At 71.3% G+C, this 17,076-nt stretch carries 14 protein-coding genes; 4 read left to right on the forward strand and 10 right to left on the reverse strand.

Annotation, left to right across the window (positions count from 1 at the left end):
- Nucleotides 1-355 precede the first annotated feature (355 nt).
- Together AXW62_RS15655 and AXW62_RS15660 are read right to left on the reverse strand one after the other, a co-directional pair.
- Entirely contained in the window at nt 356-1,015 is a 660-nt protein-coding gene (locus tag AXW62_RS15655; RefSeq protein WP_060945093.1) for a response regulator, read from the reverse strand.
- Between the two features lie 68 nt (nt 1,016-1,083).
- Nucleotides 1,084-2,265, reverse strand: coding sequence for a sensor histidine kinase (locus AXW62_RS15660; RefSeq protein ID WP_060945104.1), 1,182 nt, complete (start codon nt 2,263-2,265; stop codon nt 1,084-1,086).
- A 167-nt stretch (nt 2,266-2,432) separates the two neighbouring features.
- On the opposite strand from AXW62_RS15660, the gene AXW62_RS15665 reads away from it, so the two are divergent.
- On the forward strand, nt 2,433-2,672 hold the full coding sequence (locus AXW62_RS15665; RefSeq protein WP_030825490.1) for a hypothetical protein: 240 nt from the start codon (nt 2,433-2,435) through the stop codon (nt 2,670-2,672).
- 289 nt (nt 2,673-2,961) lie between these two features.
- Here the strand turns inward: AXW62_RS15665 and AXW62_RS15670 are convergent, their stop codons facing one another.
- Nucleotides 2,962-4,194 carry a helix-turn-helix domain-containing protein gene (locus AXW62_RS15670; RefSeq protein WP_102884997.1) on the reverse strand — a complete coding sequence of 411 codons (1,233 nt, stop codon included), beginning with the start codon at nt 4,192-4,194 and terminating at the stop codon, nt 2,962-2,964.
- A 291-nt stretch (nt 4,195-4,485) separates the two neighbouring features.
- Here AXW62_RS15670 and AXW62_RS15675 point away from each other — a divergent pair, with 291 nt between their 5' ends.
- Together AXW62_RS15675 and AXW62_RS15680 are read left to right on the forward strand one after the other, a co-directional pair.
- Nucleotides 4,486-5,640, forward strand: a complete 1,155-nt coding sequence (locus tag AXW62_RS15675) for a Gfo/Idh/MocA family protein (protein WP_060945094.1) — start codon at nt 4,486-4,488, stop codon at nt 5,638-5,640.
- 423 nt (nt 5,641-6,063) lie between these two features.
- A complete protein-coding gene (locus AXW62_RS15680) occupies nt 6,064-7,086 on the forward strand; it encodes an alpha/beta hydrolase (protein WP_060945095.1) in 1,023 nt (340 codons plus the stop codon).
- A 165-nt stretch (nt 7,087-7,251) separates the two neighbouring features.
- Here AXW62_RS15680 and AXW62_RS15685 read toward each other — a convergent pair whose 3' ends face one another.
- The 7 genes from AXW62_RS15685 to AXW62_RS15715 all read right to left on the reverse strand — a co-directional run bounded on the left by AXW62_RS15685 (nt 7,252) and on the right by AXW62_RS15715 (nt 15,603).
- Nucleotides 7,252-8,985, reverse strand: a complete 1,734-nt coding sequence (locus tag AXW62_RS15685; RefSeq protein WP_079115639.1) for an IlvD/Edd family dehydratase — start codon at nt 8,983-8,985, stop codon at nt 7,252-7,254.
- 183 nt (nt 8,986-9,168) lie between these two features.
- Nucleotides 9,169-9,990: an SDR family NAD(P)-dependent oxidoreductase gene (locus AXW62_RS15690; RefSeq protein WP_060945096.1), complete on the reverse strand. Its 822-nt coding sequence runs from the start codon at nt 9,988-9,990 to the stop codon at nt 9,169-9,171.
- Between the two features lie 366 nt (nt 9,991-10,356).
- Nucleotides 10,357-11,388, reverse strand: coding sequence for an LLM class F420-dependent oxidoreductase (locus AXW62_RS15695; RefSeq protein WP_060945097.1), 1,032 nt, complete (start codon nt 11,386-11,388; stop codon nt 10,357-10,359).
- Nucleotides 11,389-11,410: 22 nt separating this feature from the next.
- Nucleotides 11,411-12,211, reverse strand: a complete 801-nt coding sequence (locus tag AXW62_RS15700; protein ID WP_060945098.1) for an SDR family oxidoreductase — start codon at nt 12,209-12,211, stop codon at nt 11,411-11,413.
- Nucleotides 12,211-13,095 (reverse strand): amidohydrolase family protein, encoded by an 885-nt coding sequence (locus tag AXW62_RS15705; RefSeq protein WP_060945099.1) that lies wholly within the window; start codon nt 13,093-13,095, stop codon nt 12,211-12,213. Before AXW62_RS15705 ends, AXW62_RS15700 begins: the two co-directional genes overlap by 1 nt.
- A gap of 45 nt (nt 13,096-13,140) precedes the next feature.
- Nucleotides 13,141-14,736: an AMP-binding protein gene (locus tag AXW62_RS15710; protein WP_079115640.1), complete on the reverse strand. Its 1,596-nt coding sequence runs from the start codon at nt 14,734-14,736 to the stop codon at nt 13,141-13,143.
- 90 nt (nt 14,737-14,826) lie between these two features.
- Nucleotides 14,827-15,603, reverse strand: a complete 777-nt coding sequence (locus tag AXW62_RS15715; protein ID WP_060945101.1) for an AraC family transcriptional regulator — start codon at nt 15,601-15,603, stop codon at nt 14,827-14,829.
- A gap of 326 nt (nt 15,604-15,929) precedes the next feature.
- Between AXW62_RS15715 and AXW62_RS15720 the strand changes: the two genes are divergently transcribed.
- Nucleotides 15,930-16,670, forward strand: coding sequence for an SDR family NAD(P)-dependent oxidoreductase (locus AXW62_RS15720; RefSeq protein WP_060945102.1), 741 nt, complete (start codon nt 15,930-15,932; stop codon nt 16,668-16,670).
- Nucleotides 16,671-17,076 lie beyond the last annotated feature (406 nt).

Consider the following 17,076-nt stretch of genomic DNA (forward strand, 5'->3'; position numbering starts at 1 on the left):
GGCCTTGTACGCCGCCGCCTTGTGCGCCAGCGGGCCTTGTGCGCCAGCGGACCTTGCGTGTCTAGCGGGTCTTGCGCGTCAGCGGACCTTGTGCGCCACTGGGTCTTGCGCGTCACCGGGCTCTGCGCGCCAGCGGGCTCTGCGCGTCAGCGGGTCCTGTACGCCACCGGGGCTCTGCGCGCCACCGGGCCTTGCGTGCCAGCGGGCCCTGTACGCCACCGGGCCTTTCGCGCCACCGGGCCCTGTACGCCAGCGGGCCCTCCACGTCACCGGGCCTTGCGCACATCACTCGAAGGCTCCGCCGCGTCCCACTGCCCTGCCCCGTCGGCCGCTGCCGGGGCGTGAGGCGCGCCGCTCAGCCGTCGTCCGACAGACCGGCGTCATGGACCAGCAGGGCGATCTGGACGCGGTTGTTGAGGTTCAGCCGGGTCAGGATGCGCGACACATGGGCCTTGACCGTCGGCAGCGCCAGATGCAGCTCCCGGGCGATCTCCGCGTTGGAACGGCCGCGCCCGACCGCCCGGGCCACCTCCCGCTCCCGCTCGCCCAGCAGCGCCAGCCGGGACCGGGCGGCGGTGGCCCGGTCCTCCCGCCCGCCGCCCGCCACCTGCTCGATCAGCCGCCGGGTGACGGCGGGGGAGAGCACCGGGTCCCCCGCGGCCACCGTCCGGATGGCCGTGACGATGTCCCGCGGCGGGGTGTCCTTGAGGAGGAACCCGGCCGCGCCGGCGCGCAGCGCCCGCAGCACATGGGCGTCGGTGTGGAAGGTGGTCAGCACCAGCACCTCCGGGGCCCCGGGCCGGGCCCTCAGCTCCGTGGTGGCGGTCAGCCCGTCGACGCCCGGCATCCGGATGTCCATCAGCACCACATCGGGCCGGTGCGCGGCGACCAGGGCGGGCACCTCCGCCCCGTCGGCCGCCTCCGCGACGACCTCGATGTCCGGGGCGCCCCCCAGCATCAGGCGCAGCCCGGCCCGTACGATCGCGTCGTCGTCCACCAGCAGGACATGAATCACCCGCGCCGCCCTCCCTCATCCCTCAGCCGTCATCCGTGGCGGACCTCATCCCCGGTCCGTGGCGGACCTCATCCCCGGTCCGTGGCCGACACCGGGTCCGCCGCAGGCCAGGGTAGCCAGGCGCGGACCCGGAAACCGCCGCCGTCCGGACCGGCGTTCAGCTCGCCGCCGGCCAGCCGGGCCCGTTCGGCCAACCCGATCAGCCCCTGCCCGCCGCCCTCGCCACCGTCCGGCCCCGAAACCGCCCCGGGCGACGGCGCGTTGTGGACCTCCACCGTCAGCCGGTCCGCCGGCGCGCCGGTCACCCGTACCGCGACCGCCGCGCCGGGCGCGTGTTTGCGCGCGTTGGTCAGTGCCTCCTGCACGATCCGGTACGCCGTCCGCCCCACGACGGGCGGCGGTACGGGGCCGTCGGGCGGCCCGGTCAGCTCGATCCGGCCGCCCGCCGCCCGGGCCTCCGCCACCAGCCGGGCCACGTCGGCCAGTTCAGGCTGCGGCCGGTCGCCCTGACCCGGATCCGCGCGCAGCACCCCGATCACCTCGCGCAGATCGCGCAGCGCCAGCCGGGCGCTCTCCCGGATCACCCCCGCGGCCTTCCCGATCTCCTCCCGGGGCGCGTTGGTGTGGAACTCCAGCGCCCCCGCGTGCACGCTCAGCAGCGTCAGCCGATGCCCCAGCACATCGTGCATCTCCCGCGCGATCTCCTCCCGCGCCTCCCGGCGGGCCCGCTCGGCGCGCAGCTCCACGTCCGCCTCGGCGAGTTCCGCCCGCGCCCGCAGCGAGGCGATCAGCTGCTGACGGGACCGCCGGAACAACCCCCACCCGATCGCGCCGGCGATCAGCGCGAAGTAGGTCAGCGCCGAACCCCTCCGCTCCCCGGACACCTCGGGCAGCTGCCACAGAAAACCGGGAAGCGGTACGAAGGCCACCGCCGCCACCCACGCCGTGGCCCGCCACGGCCGGGTCGCGGCCACCGTGAACACCGCCACCATCGCCGGACCGGTCAGATAGTGCGAGACCTCGCCGCCCGCCAGCAGCAGCGCCACCGCCAGCGCCACCGGCCACCGCCGCCGCAGCAGCACCGTCGCACATCCCAGCCCGCCGACCAGCTGATCGACGGTCCGCGACAGCGGGTCAAGGCCCTCCTCGACCGGTATGGAATCCGAGCTGGCGACGGCGAAGCAGGCGGCGAAGAGCAACAGCCCCAGATCGGCGGCCCAGTCGCGGCGGGTGCGGTGGATGCGGTGGATGCGGCGCATGTCCCGGCAATCTACGCGGACCACGCGGGCCAACGGCGGTCCGTGGCCCGAGCGGATACTTAAGTACCACTCGCCGGTGGCGGATCGCCGTCTCAGGTCACCCTCACGCCGCCTTCTGCCCGATCCGCTGCCCGGGGCGGTCCGCCTACGTTCGGACCATGACATCCAGCACGCCCACATCTCCCCTGGCCGCCCTGTCACACGTGGTCAGCTTCGCCCTGGTCGTCGGCGGCGGAAGCGGTCTGCTGCACGAATGGTGGGGCTGGCTCCACTTCATGGGCTTCGTCCGCTTCCTGGTCCCCGACGGCTATGAGGTCTACGGCTATGTCGTCATGGTCGTCGTCGGCGCGGCGGTGGGAGCGGCCGGCGGTGCGCTCGACGAGCGCAGCCGCGGATGACGCCACCGTGACGGCTGGGCCCGCCACGGTGGCGTCCGGCCCGTCAGCAGCCGACGGTGAACCTGGTCCTGCGGTGGCGGGGGCGCTCCGCCTCGTCCAGCAGGCGGCACCGGCCGTACATCGCGATGACGGGACGCCGACATGGCAACGCCCCGTCAATCCTTACGGACGTCAGCGACTCATCCGGCGGGGGCTTTTCGCGTTCCTGTCCGCTGGGACGTCGTGCTGTCGACGTCGGCCGCCTCGTCAGCGCGTATCCGATCCCACGGGTTGCCTGACCGGGGTGGCCCTACGCGGCCGGGTACTGGGCCAGGAGGCTGTCCACCTCCGGCACTCCCCGGTACTCCATGAGGCGGCCGAGGGCCACGCGTGCCCTGCCGGCCGTGCGCTCCGAGGCTCCGGCGGAGGACAGCGAGATCACCCGCTCGGTGGTGGCTGCTGCCTCTTCCGGCTCGTTCGCATCCGCCAGGGCCACGGCCAGCCATGAGAGGTACAGAGCCATCTCCCGCGTGTGCGTGGCGTCGTACTGGCTCAGCACCCGGCGGAGCAGCGGAACCGCCCGGAGGGGCCGACGCAGTTCCGTGAAGACGCGGGAATCCATAACCTCCAGCTCTGCCGTGGATACCCAGTAAGTCCAGGTAGGTTCTTCAGGTCCGTCGTAGTCGCTGATGATCGCTTCGTGGGCCTGCGCCAGGGCACGCATGGCGGGCTGTGCCTGACCTGTCTTGGCGTTGGCCCAGGCCACGCGGTCCAGGAACAGCGCGCGTGCCCGGGGCGGGGCGTCTGGGGCGCCATCGGAGGCGGCCCTGGCCATCTCCACGCCCTCGCGTTCGCGGCCGGTATTGGAGGCCAGGTAGGCGAGGGAGCCCAGGAGGTTCCCCGCCAGCGTGGCGTCCCCGGCGGTGTTCGCGGCGGACAGTCCCAAGCGATAGATCCGCTCGGCCTCCGCGTGCTGCCCGGCGTCGGCGGAGATCCACCCACAGATCTGCGCCAGCTCCCCGATGGTTCGGAGGAGTTCGCGCCCCACGCTGTCGGTGTGTGTGTTCTCCCGATACAGGCGGACGGCTGTGCGTAACTCCCGGAGGGCGGGGCCGATGAGGTCCCGTCCGTACACCACGTCATCAGCCAGCCGGAGGGCGTGGACTCTCTGGGCCTGGTCCTTGACGTCCTCCATGCCGATCCTGCGGCCCGTTCGGCTGGCCAGAGGGGCGAGGGGGTCGTCCTCCGGAAGGAAGTCGCTGAGAGATGCGGGAGGGGCTGAGCCGGACAGGGTAGCTGCTTCGGCCAGTCGGTCCGCCAGGTCCACCAGTGCTCTGCCGGTGCCGAATAACCGGTCCAGGGCTTGCGCCAACTGCGGAGACGGAAGCTGTTTCCCGGCGAACACCCTGCTGAGATAGGCGTGGTCAAAGTTCACCGCGCGTGCGGCGGCTCGAATCGTCATGCCGCGAGCCTTCAGGGCCGCCCGCGCGATGCGCCCAAACTCCCCACCGTCAGCCATGGTGACAGGGTACCCAGTCACCATCAGTCACCACTCACTCACCAGGGGAGACCGCGCTTCCGGGAAAGACTGTCCGCTACGCAAGGACGCACCTGAGCTACCAGGCCGAGGGCAGCGCAACACATGCAGGCTACCCGTCTGCGTCTACTGCCATGGCCGGGGCCGACCGGTCAGCGCGCGCAAGCCGGCTGAGCCCCGCCCATGCCCCGTCCGTGCGCTTCCCCCGTGGCGCCGGGCGGGGCTTTTTCGTGCCCGGATACGCTCTTTCCCGTGTGGCCCGGGAGGGTTGCTGGAACGGTTCAACGAAGGGCAGTCATGGTGCGTACGCTCGGGGTCGCCGTCGTGGGGTTCGGCTGGATGGGGCGGGTGCACACCCAGGCGTACGTCCGTCTGCCGCACCACTTCCCGCAGCTGACCGTACGGCCCGAACTGATCGCCGTCGCCGACGAGGTGCCCGGCCGGGCCGAGGAGGCCGCGGAGCGGTACGGCTTCGCCACCGCCGCCCGGGACTGGCACGAGATCGCCGCCGACCCCAGGATCCGGGCGGTGAGCGTCGCCGCGCCGAACTTCCTGCACCGCGAGATCGGCACCGCCATGGCCCGGGCGGGCAAGCACATCTGGATCGAGAAGCCGGTCGGACTCACCGCCGACGACGCCCGCGCGGTCGCCGCCGCCGTGGCCGAGGCCGGGGTCCAGGGCGCGGTCGGCTTCAACTACCGCAACGCGCCCGCCGTCCAGACCGCCCGCGCCATGATCGCCGCCGGGGAGATCGGCACCGTCACCCATGCCCGCATCCGTCTCTTCAGCGACTACGCCGCCCACCCCGAGGCCGCGCTGACCTGGCGGTACGAACGCGCTCGGGGCGGCAGCGGAGTGCTGGGCGACCTGGCCTCCCACGGAGTGGACCTGGCCCGTTTCCTGCTCGGCGAGATCGACGCCCTGATCGCCGACACCGCCGTCTTCGTGCCCGAGCGGGCCCGCCCCGCCGGAGCCACCGCCGGCCACACCCGGGCCACCGGCGGCGAGCCAGGCCCGGTGGAGAACGAGGACTACGTCTCCTGTCTGCTGCGCTTCGCCTCCGGCGCCCGCGGAGTGCTGGAGGCGTGCCGGGTCTCGGTCGGCGAGCAGAACACCTACGGCTTCGAGATCCACGGCACCAAGGGCGCCGTCCACTGGGACTTCCGCCGCATGGGCGAACTCGGCGTCAGCCGCGGCACCGCGTACCAGGACCAGCCCGTCTCCACCGTGTACGTCGGCCCCGGACACGGCGAGTACGGCGCCTTCCAGCCGGGCGCGGCCAACAGCATGGGATACGACGACCTGAAGGTGATCGAGGCGTACCACTTCCTCCGCTCCATCGCCGAGGGCACCGCGCACGGCGCCACCCTGGACGACGCCGTGCGCAGCGCCACTGTGCTGGACGCCATGGCCCGCTCCGCCGAACGGGGCGCCTGGGTGAGCCCCGCCTGAGCGGAGCGGCGAGGGCCTCCGGCTCGTGTCGGGGCTGCTGATGGCGGGTAGGTTTGCGGTGGGCCCGGTGGTCGGCCTGCTGCTGGTCGGTCGGCTCGTGGTGGGTCGTCCCGTGGTGGCCGGTCCCGGCCGGGCGGGAGCCGTACGACGAGAGCCTGGAACGCCGGACGGCACGGCGCCGACCGCGTGCTCGTCGCACGGGCCGACCGGGCGCTCATCGCACGGTGTGGATCGGTCGCTGATCGCGTGGCGCCACTGGGCGCTGATCGCGCCGTGCGATCAGTGCACGGCGCTGGCCACACGGCGCGTCAGGACGCCCACCGCCGTGCCACGCGCGGCCGGTAGAATCCGCCCGCGCGGCTGATCTTGGATCAGCGTTGCCCGACGCGGGGGATCCTCCGCCCACGACCCTGGGAGCCGACCATGGAGAACACCTCCCCCGACGCGGCGGCCACGGCACCGCTCGGGCCACCGCCGCCGTTCGATCCGGAACTCCTCCCGGCGCTCGCGGCCATCCATGAGATCATGCCGCCCGGACGGTCCGCGGCCGATACGGACACCACGGCCCCTCAGGAGATGCCCGGCCTGGTACCCCTGACCGACGAGGACCTGGCGCGCGGCGGGACCTTCCGGGTCGAGGAGCGGTCCGTCCCCGGACCGGCGGACGCGCCGGACGTCTCGCTGTTGATCTGCCGCCCGGCGGACGCCGCCACGCCGACACCGGCGCTCTACCACATCCACGGGGGCGGCATGATGATCGGCGACAACCGCTTGGGCGTGCCGGAAATGCTCGACCTCGCCGAGGAACTGGGGCTCACCGTGGTGTCCGTCGAGTACCGCCTGGCGCCCGGGACCCGGCATCCCGGGCCGGTCGAGGACTGCTACGCCGGTCTGGTCTGGACGGCCGAACACGCCGCCGAGCTGGGCATCGACCCGGAACGCGTCATCGTCGTCGGCGGCAGCGCGGGCGGCGGCCTCGCCGCGGCCGTCGCCCTGCTGGCCCGCGACCGCGGTGGCCCCGCCCTGTTCGGGCAACTGCTGATGTGTCCCATGCTGGACGACCGCAACGACACACCGTCCGCCCGGCAGATGACCGGGGTCGGGGTGTGGGACAGCACCGCCAACGAAGCCGGATGGACCGCGCTGCTCGGTGCCGCACGCGGGAGGGACGACGTGTCGCCGTACGCCGCACCGGCCCGTGCGGCGGATCTGTCCGGACTGCCGCCCGCGTTCGTCGACGCGGGATCCGTGGAGACCTTCCGCGACGAGGACGTCGACTACGCTCGCCGGATCTGGCGTGCCGGGGGACAGGCCGAACTGCACGTCTGGTCCGGCGCTTTCCACGGATTCGACAGCATGGCGCCGGAGGCAGCCGTCTCGCGGGACGCGCGAGCCGCCCGGCTGCGGTGGCTGCGCAGGCTTTTGGCACACGGTCCCGGCCACTGACCCGGCCACCGGCCCGGCCCGGTGGCCGGGACCGTACAGGCCGTCTCATCCGTCCGGCATGCGCCGTGCCCGGCGCCCGCGCCTCCAGGTTGGTGGCGGTTGCACGACTTCGGGAGGCCGGTGGGGGCGGGCGATGAAGGGGGAACCGTCTCCGTACCGGGCCGGTCAGTGCGACTCGCGCGGCACCTGGTGTCCGCTGGAGCCGGTCAGGAAGTCCAGGTCCAGGCCCTGATCCGCCTGGAGCACATGCTCAGTGTAGAGCCTGCTCCAGCCCCGCTCGGCGACCGGCGGCGGGGGTTCCCAGGCGGCCCGCCGGCGCTCCAGCTCCTCCTCGCCGACCTCCAGGGTCAGCGCACGCGCCGGGACGTCCAGGGTGATCCAGTCGCCGTCGCGCACCAGCGCCAGCGGGCCGCCGACCGCGGATTCGGGGGACACGTGCAGCACCACGGTGCCGAATCCGGTGCCGGACATCCGGCCGTCGCAGACGCGCACCATGTCCTCGACGCCCTGGCGCAGCAGCTTCGGCGGCAGCACCACATTGGCGACCTCGGGCATGCCCGGATAGCCACGGGGGCCGCTGCCCCGGATCACCAGCACGGTGTTCTCGTCCACCGGCAGGTCCTCGTCGGCGTGGACGGCGAGGTAGTCCTCCGGTGTGTCGAACACCAGGGCCCGGCCGCGGTGGCGGAGCAGGTGCCGGGACGCGGCGGACTGTTTGATCACCGCGCCGTTGGGCGCGAGGTTGCCGCGCAGTACCGCGGTGCCGGTGCCGGCTTCCTGGAACGGGTCGTCCAGCGGCCGGATCACCTCGCGGTTCCAGCACTCGGCGCCGGCGACGTTCTCCGCCACCGTGCGCCCGCTCGCCGTGGCCGCGTCCGTGTGCAGCAGCGCGCCCAGTTCGCGCATCACCACCGGCAGCCCCCCGGCGTAGCAGAAGTCCTCCATCAGGAACCGCCCGGAGGGCTGGAGATCGACCAGCGTGGGCACCTCGCGGGCCAGCGCGTCGAAGTCGTCGAGCGTCAGGGGCACACCCAGCCGCCCCGCGATGGCCAGCAGGTGGATCACCGCGTTGGTGGAGCCGCCGATGGCCGCGTTGACCCGGATCGCGTTCTCGAACGCCGCCCGGGTCATGATCTGCGAGGGCCGCAGATCCTCCTCCACCATGGCCACGATCCGCCGCCCGGCGCGCTGGGCCGTCTCGTACCGCCGGGCGTCCACCGCCGGCCAGCTCGCCGAGTAGGGCAGCTGCATACCGAGCGCCTCGGCCATCGACGCCATGGTGGAGGCGGTGCCCATGGTCATGCAGTGGCCGTTCGACCGCGCCATGCAGCCCTCGGCGAAGTCGCATTCCTCCTGTGTCATCCGCCCGGCCGCCAGCTCCGCCTCGAACCGCCACACCTGGGTGCCCGAGCCCACGTCCCCGCCCCGGTACTTGCCGTTCAGCATCGGGCCGCCAGTGACCATGATGGCCGGCAGATCGACGCTGGAGGCGGCCATCAGCAGACCGGGGGTGGTCTTGTCGCAGCCGGACAGCAGCACCACACCGTCCAGCGGATTGGCCCGCATCAGCTCCTCGGCCTCCATGGCCAGCAGATTGCGGTAGAGCATCGCGGTGGGCCGCATCAGCGTCTCGCCCAGCGCCATCGCGGGGAACTCCAGCGGAAAGCCGCCCGCCTGCCAGACCCCGCGCTTCACCGACTCCGCCACCCGGTGCAGATGGCTGTTGCAGGGCGCCAGTTCCGACCACGTGGTGGCGATGCCGATCACCGGCCGGCCGTCGAACACCTCCCCGGAATAGCCCTGGTTGCGCATCCAGGAGCGGTAGACCATGCCGGAGCGGCCCTCCGCGCCGAACCAGGCCGCGCTGCGCCGCCGGCGGTGTGTTCCCGTGTCAGTCACTTCCGCACTCCCTCTGGCGAACGGGTGATGGCGTCTGGGCGAGGAGCCGTTCCGGCGGCGGACACATCACGGGGGCGACATGGCTGGACGACTCGACGGCGGGATGACGGTGTGTCCGGCCCCTTCGCAGTACAGCAAAGACGAGCGCCGCACGGAAGATCGTGTCACCGGGTGGAGCCGGAATCAGCCCGGCGCCGTGCGGCTCAGGTCCTCCCAGGCGCGGTACTGCTCGAGCCGGGCCCGGTGCATCTCCTGGACGAGGTCGAACGAGCGGCTGCCGACGATCAGGCGCCGTGGCGGATCGGGCAGGTCGACCAGCTTCATGACGAGCGGCGCGGCGGTCGCCGGGTCCGGTCCGGCGTCCTCGCCCCACATCTCCGCCAGCCGTGCCCGCAGGCTCTGGTAGGCCGGGTCGGGAGCGGTGGCCGTGGTGCCCGTGGTGAACAGCTCCGTGGCGTAGCCGCCCATCTGCAGCACGGTCACCTTGATCCCGAACTGCTCGACCTCCATCGCCAGCGCCTCGCTGACACAGTCGAGCGCCGCCTTGCCCGCCCCGTAGTACCCGACGGAGGCCATGCCACCGCCGGTGCCCATCGTGGTGACCTGCAGGACGCGCCCGGAGCGCCGTGCGCGCAGATGCGGGATGACCGCCTGGGTCACCCAGAGCGCACCGAAGAAGTTGACGTCGAAGTGGTCCCGGACCTGCCGCTCCGTAGCCTCCTCCACCATGCCGTACAGCAGACCGCCGGCGTTGTTGACCACGATGTCGAGGTGGCCGACCGCCTCCACCGCCCGTTCCACCGCAGCGAACACCGCATCCCGGTCGGAGACATCCAGGGGGAGCCGTACGAGAGCGTCCGGATGCTCCTCGGCCGGCCCGGTCAGCGGCCCGACATCGCGGGCGGCGGCCACGACACGGTCTCCGGCGGCGAGGGCGGCCTCGGTGAAGGCGCGGCCCAGGCCCCGGGAGGCACCCGTGATGAACCAGTGTCTGGCGGTGGTCATGGAACGCTCCTCACGTGACGAACCGTATCGTCTCGTTGGCTAGCCTAGCGTCCTGGCGTGCAACGTGCTTTGCGCCATCACCACCGCCGTGGCCGCACGGGATGCGGTGTCTCCCGCCGTCAGCGCTGGCGGGGCAGCACCGTGCGCCGGCCGCCGCAGCTGCGCACCGCCCCGGTCAGCCGCACCGTGATCGGCACACCCCCATGGCACGCGCGGGGACGGCCGCGCAGTTCGGCCTGCAGCACCTTCGGCGGGACTGGGACTGGAGGGGGCCGTCGCTTCAACGATCCCGAGGCCGGGAGTCCACCGCCTCGGGGCCGTCGACCGTCAAGCGCTGCAGGGGTGTTGCCCGGGCAGAAGCGGAAGTCAGGCCACCCACTCTTTGAGTTGGCGCACGAGTCCGGCGGGGTCGTCGCCGGTCGGGGTCACCTGGAGATTGGTGACGCCGGACTCGCGGAAGGCTTCGATCCGCTCCCGGACGTAAGAGGCCGGACCGACGAGGTTGGTCTGTTCAAGGAGTTGGAATGGGACCTTGGCCTCGGCTTCCTTCTTCTTGCCGTCGAGGTAGAGGTCCTGGATCTCCTTGGCCTCGGCTTCGTAGCCGTAGCGTCGGACGAGGTCGTTGAAAAAGTTCTTGCCGCGGGCGCCCATGCCTCCGATGTAGAGCGCGAGTATCGGCCGCGCGAGGTCGAGTATCTCCTTCACGTCCTCGCCGATGGCGACGATGCCACCGGCGACGACCTCCAGGGGCGCGAGGTTCTCGGAGCGCTTCGCGGTTCCCGCGGCAAGCGCGTCGCCCCATACCCCGGCGGCGCCCTCGGGGGAGTACAGGAAAGGCAGCCAGCCGTCGGCGTACTCCGCCGCGCCTTCGACAGATTTCGGTCCCAGCGCGGCGATGTAGAGCGGAACCGAGGGGCGTAGCGGCTTGGTCATGATCTTCAGCGGCTCACTGAGACCGGTGCCCTGGCCGGCTGGGAGAGGGATCTCGAAGGAGTGGCCGCTGTAGTCGACCGCCTCGCGCTGCAGGGCCGCGCGGATGATCTCGACGGTCTCCTTGGTACGGCCGGTCGACTGTACGAAGGGCAGGCCGTGCCACCCTTCGATGATCTTCGGGTTGGAGGCGCCGAGGCCGATGATGGCGCGACCGCCGGACACGCTGTCGAGGCCGGCCGCGGTCGACGCGAGCATGGTCGGGGTGCGGGAGTAGACGTTGAGGATGGCTGCGCCGATCTCCACGCTTGAGGTGCGGGCCGCCAGGTAGCCCATCAGGGTCGGCGAGTCGTAGCCGTACCCCTCGGCGACCCAGACGGTGTCGAGCCCGGCGGCCTCAAGTCGAGTGATGTGGTCAGCGGCCTCCTGCGGGTCTGTGCCGTAGGTGAGCATCGTCGAGATCTTCATAGTCCGCTTCATCAACAGTGCCTCACTTCGAAGTCGGCGAGTCGAAGCTCGCACCCATGCCGATGCCGGCGCCACCGTCAACCGGGATCACCGCGCCGGTGACGAATCGCAGGTTGGGTGACACGAGCGCACCGACCAGGTCGGCAAACTCGCGGGGCTCCCCGATGCGTCCCATCGGTACCCCGTTCCCGAGGCCGGTCTTGGACAACTCTGGCTGTCGTGCCAGCATTCCGCCCAGCAGGGCGGTGTCGAAGAATCCGGACAGCAGAGTGTTGACGTTGATGTTTTGCCTGGCGACCTCCAGGGCGAGGGTCTTGGCGTAGCCGATCACCGCCGACCACACGCCGACGGACGCCGCCATGCCGACGGCCGGGCGCTCGACGACGCCGGAGACCACGTTGAGGATGCTGCCGCCTTCGGTGGTCATGTACGGCAAGGTGGCTCGCACAGATCTGACGACGTAGAAGAAGTGGCGCTCGAAGGCCTTCAGCCACGCCTCGTCGGTGAGTTCGGAGATGCGCCGGATCGGCGGTCCGCCGTCGTTGGTGACCAGAACGTGAACGGCTGGTCCGAATCGCTCAAGGGTCGAGGCGGTGACGCGCTCGATGTCGGTGTCGGCCGAGCAGTCGGCGGCCAGCCCGAGGACTTTCTCCTCGCCGTATGCGCCGGCAAGCCGGTGCGCGGCGGCTGTGACCTTCTCCGCGCGTCGCGCGAAGATCGTGACATTGGCGCCTTCCTTCAGAAGACGATCGGCGATGGCGTATCCGAGCCCGTCGCTGCCGCCGCCGACGATCGCGACCTTGCCGGTCAGTCCGACGTCCATCACTGAACTCCGATCGAGGTGAGGAAGGTCTCGGCGTTGCCGGAGAACACGTCGTTGAGGATGTCGGAGGAGTAGCCCTCCTCGCGCCACTCCTCGACCAGTCTCTCGTGGGTGAGCATCGGGTAGTCGGCTCCGAAGAAGACCTTCTTGCGCAGCCGCCTGCCGATCTCGTGCTTGAGTTCGTCGGGGAAATAGCGCGGTGACCAACCGTGGAGCTCCATCCACACGTTCGCCTTGTGTAGTGCGACCGCGATCATTTCCGACTGCCAGGGCCATGCCACCCGAGCCGCGATCACGTTGAGATCGGGATGCTTGGCCGCGATGCGGTCGACGTAGCGGGGGTGGCAGCCCTCGAGGGTGATGCCCATGCCTCCGCGGGTGCCGGCCCCGGTGGCCGACATGCCGACATGGACCAGGACGGGACGGTTGGCCTCGATGCACAGGTTCAGACAGTTCTCCCATTCCGGCTGGTCGGGTGTCCCGGCCGGGGTGAACGAGTGGACCGTCAGTCCGACAAGTCCCGGCCCCTCGCTCAGGCAGCGCTCGAGTTCCTTGACATGAGCTGGTTGCGTGGGATCGATGCCGATCCAGTTGCCGAGTACGACGTCGGGGTGCCTGCGCGCATAGTCGAAGGCGTAGTCATGCTGGTCGCGTAGTGCACCGGCGTCCATGGTGTGGGTGAACGCGAAGTCGAGCATCGCCTTGACGTGGGCGCGGCGAAACTGGACGGCCTGCTCCTCCTCGCTGACGAAGCTCATGCCCCACTTGAAGTAGCCCCGCAGGGCCTCGCGGTCTTCGGCGGTCTCGTACGGGCTTCCCTTCCATCCTCGCTCCGTGCCCCAGTGGGAGTGGAAGTCGATCAGTCGGGACGGCGGTACGTTCACACTGAGTGCCTTTCGTGAATGGCCATGGGAAGGGCATCGGGATGGTCAGTGGACATGGCGGGTCGAGTCGGCCCAGAACGGCGCGCGCAGGCGCTTCTTGTCGATCTTTCCCACCGGCGTGGCGGGAAGTGAGTCCAGGACCACGACCTTCTTGGGCGCGTACATCGATCCCTTGACCTGCTTCACGTGGGACTGGAGCGCGGGAATGTCGACCTGTCGCCCCGGTCGCGGGACCACGAACGCGGTGACGATTTCGCCCCAGCGGCTGTCCGGCACGCCGATGACGGCGGCTGAGCCCACCGAAGGGTGCGCCGTCAGGGCGGCCTCGACTTCGCTGGCGTAGATGTTGAAACCGCCCGAGATGATCATGTCCTTCTTGCGGTCCACGATGTAGATCAGGCCCTCGGCGTCCTGGCGGGCGAGGTCTCCGGTGTGGAGCCATCCCCCCTTGAGTGCCGCTTCTGTCTCGTCGGGGAGGTTCTTGTAGCCCTGCATCACCCCGCGGCTCTGCATGGCGATCTCGCCCACCTCGCCCAGCGGAACGTCGTGCCCGTCGTCGTCGATGAGCCTGATGCGGTTGCCGACCACGGGACGGCCACAGGAGGCGAGTTGCTCAAGGCTCGCGGTCTCGTGGGCGGCCTTGGTCAGGACCGTCCCGATGCCGGCCGACTCCGTCTGCCCGTAGACCTGGGAGAAGACCGGACCGATCCGCTCGCGAGCCTCCGCCAGGCGCACCGGCGACATCGGTCCGGTGGCGTACCAGATGACCTCAAGGCTGGAGAGGTCTCTGGTCTCCGGACGCTCCTGATCCAACAAGGTGTAGATCATCGTCGGAATGCCGTTCACACAGTTGATGTGCTCGGCCTCGACAACGTCGAGGAACCGGGTGGGTTCGAAGCCCTGCTCGATCACGACCGTGCCGCCACGCAGCAGTGCCGGGATGACGGCCAGTCCGGCCGCGTGGGTGAGCGGGGCCGCTGCCAGGTACCGCGGGAGGTGTGGCTGCTCGAAGTCGGCCATGTGCGCATAGACCATCTGCACCATCGACCGGTGAGGCTGCATCACGCCCTTGGGCCTGCCGGTCGTCCCCCCGGTGTACTGCAGCCAGGCGACATCCATCTCCGTCGCCGGACCACGGTCGAGCGATCGAACCGCCGGGGGCTCGCCCTCGGGCGGACCACCGGCGGCGGGGACCACCATCAGGTGGCGCAGGGAGTCGACCTCGTCGAGGACCTGGCGTCCGTGCTCCTCCAGGGGCGCGGTCACCACCAGCACCGTGGCCTCCGCGTCCTCGCAGACGGTGATGTGGTCCGTGACCGAGGCCAGGGTCTGCAGCCCGGTGAAGCGGCCACCCAAGAGATACGTCGCGGCCTGGACGATCCACGATTCAGGCATGTTCGGACTGAGCATCGTGACCCCTACGCCGCGCCCCACTCCCCGACGGGCCAGCGCGGCCACGTACTGCGAGAGAAGATCCCTCACGTGCGCATAGGTCAGTCGCCGATCACCAGCCACGAAGGCCTCGGACGAGCTGTGCCGGCTGAGCGCCTGCATGATCAGGTCACCTAGTGTGACTCCGGAGGATGCCGTCGTGGCAGCTGCCGGAGCCGCAGCGCCGTGACCCGGAAGGTGATGAGACATGCCTCAAAGCGTGGCCGCCGAGCGGGCGGGCGTGCCACCGATGTTCCGCCCAGAATTTCGGATAACCCGCCAGGCCGGCAAAGGCAGTGCTCAGCCGTGAACTGCACCCGCTGTGGAGCGGTAACGACCGGGCGTCTGGCCGACGAGATCGGTGAAGGCCTTGATGAAGCTGCCGGGGTTCGCCCAGCCGAGTCGGATCGCCGTCTCGGTGACCGAGGTACCTTCACAGAGTTCGAGCAGCGCTCGCTGAATCCGCAGCAGCGTGCGCCATTGATGGAAGCTCATCGACAGTTCGCTGCTGAACAGCCGACTGAGGGTCCGTTCGCTCGAGCCGGTTCGGTGCCCCAGCTCCGCCAGCGTCGCCGAAATGGCCGGGTCGGCGTGCAGCAGGTCGGTGACGGCCTTAAGGCGAGGATCGCTCGGCTCCGGCAGCCGTAGTGCCTCCTGCGGGGCGCGGATCAGCTCCGCGCCGATCACTGCGAGCAGCAGACGGCCACGCTCACTGGCGGCAGTCTCGTGCTCGCCGCTCATGGCCAGGTATGCCTCGCGCAGCAGCGCACTGGCCACGAAGACCGACGGCTCGGGCGGCAGTTCTTCGGACAGCGCTGCCGGAACCGGGAGCACGCGGACATCGGTCTCGCCGTAGGAGCGACTGCTGTGGACATAGAAGGGCGGCACCCACGTGATGCGGTTCGCCGGCGCCACCCAGGTGCCGACCTCGGTCGTCGTGACGAGCGCCCCAGAGGCGGCGTACCGCAGCTGGCCGTAGTCATGGAAGTGCGCGGCGATGTCCTCACCGTGCGCCATGGGCTCGCAGACCGGCGAATCGTCGGTCCAGAACACTGCCTGCTGCGCAACCCCGGCCATCAGCGAACAGCATAGTTCGCAGTTAGGTCGGCCGCCCCGGACGTCGGCCGGACATGCTCCTCGCCGACCGCTGCTACGACCACGGCACGTACCGGCGCCTGGTGCGGCAGCGCGGGATCCGACGAGCTAGCCGCTCTCCGCGGCGTGCGCCACGGAACTCCCCGGCCGGTGCGCCACATTTCCCGGCCGGTGCGCCACGGAATGGTTCGCCCGTGTCCGTTCGGCCCCGAGGCGGCGAGCCGTCCGGCCCGGCGGGGGCGGGTGCGGTAAGCATCCGGTGCGCGCGGTAGGGACCGGTATCCGGCACACGGTGAGGAGTGTTCCGCATGAGGGGTGAGCTGTCCGGAGCCACGGCCCTGGTCACGGGTGCCACCGCGGGGATCGGCCGCGCCGTGGCCCTGCGCCTGGCGGCGCTGGGGGCCGAGGTCGTCGTGCACGGCCGGGACGCGCGGCGGGGCGCGGAGGTGGTCGAGGAGGTGTCGGCGGCGGGCACCACGGCCAGGTTCGTGGCGGCGGATCTGGCCGAGGCGGACGATGTGCGGCGGCTGGCCGCCGAGGCGGGGGAGGTGGATGTCCTGGTCAACAACGCCGGTGTCTACCGGTTCGCGGACACCGCTGGCACCACACCCGAGATGTTCGACGTCCATATGGCCATCAACACCCGCGCACCGCTCCTGCTGGTCGGACGGCTCGCCCCGGGCATGGCCGCCCGGGGCCGCGGGGCCATCGTCAACCTCAGCACCATCGCCGCCGGGGTCCCCGCCCGGGACGCCGGGGCGTACGGCGCCTCGAAGGCCGCGCTGGAGCTGCTGACCCGGGTGTGGGCCGATGAGTTCGGCGGCCGGGGAGTCCGGGTGAACGCCGTCCGTTCGGGCCCGGTCCGTACCCGCGGCACCTCCGAGATGGGGGAGGCGGCCCTCCAGGCCGTGGCGCGCGGCACGGTCCTGGGCAGGCCCGCGGAACCCGGGGAGATCGCCGAAGCGGTGGTTTTCCTCGTCTCCTCACGGGCGAGCTGTGTCACCGGCGCGATCCTGGAGGCCGGGGGCGGGCAGCCCGCCTTCGCCTGACGCGCCCGTTCCTCGCGCGTCACCCGTCGGCGCCGGCGGGCGCGTGCCCGGCCGATGCCTCCCCCCGGTCCGCGCCCGGTCCCTCTCCCCGGTCCGCGCCCGGTCCGCGTCCGGGCCTCCCCCGGATCGCCGGGCCCGCCGCCCGTGGTGCCGGCGCGCCACGCCCGTGCGCACGGCGGGCCGCCACGGGGTCAGCGCCGGGGCGGCGGCGCAGACCGGCGTGGAGCGGTGCCGAACCGGTCACGGCCAGCCGACCGGCCGTGATGCCCAGTCCGGCCCCGTCCACCGTCCGTTCGTCGCCACGCGGTTGTCTCCGGCACACCGCACGGGGGCCGCCGCCGGCCGGCGCCGGGGTGGTGGCCCCCTGCCAAGGGGGTGCGGGCGCCCCAACTCCTCGCCCATGAAG

Source organism: Streptomyces hygroscopicus subsp. hygroscopicus, from assembly GCF_001553455.1.
GTDB classification, from domain to species: Bacteria; Actinomycetota; Actinomycetes; order Streptomycetales; family Streptomycetaceae; genus Streptomyces; species Streptomyces hygroscopicus.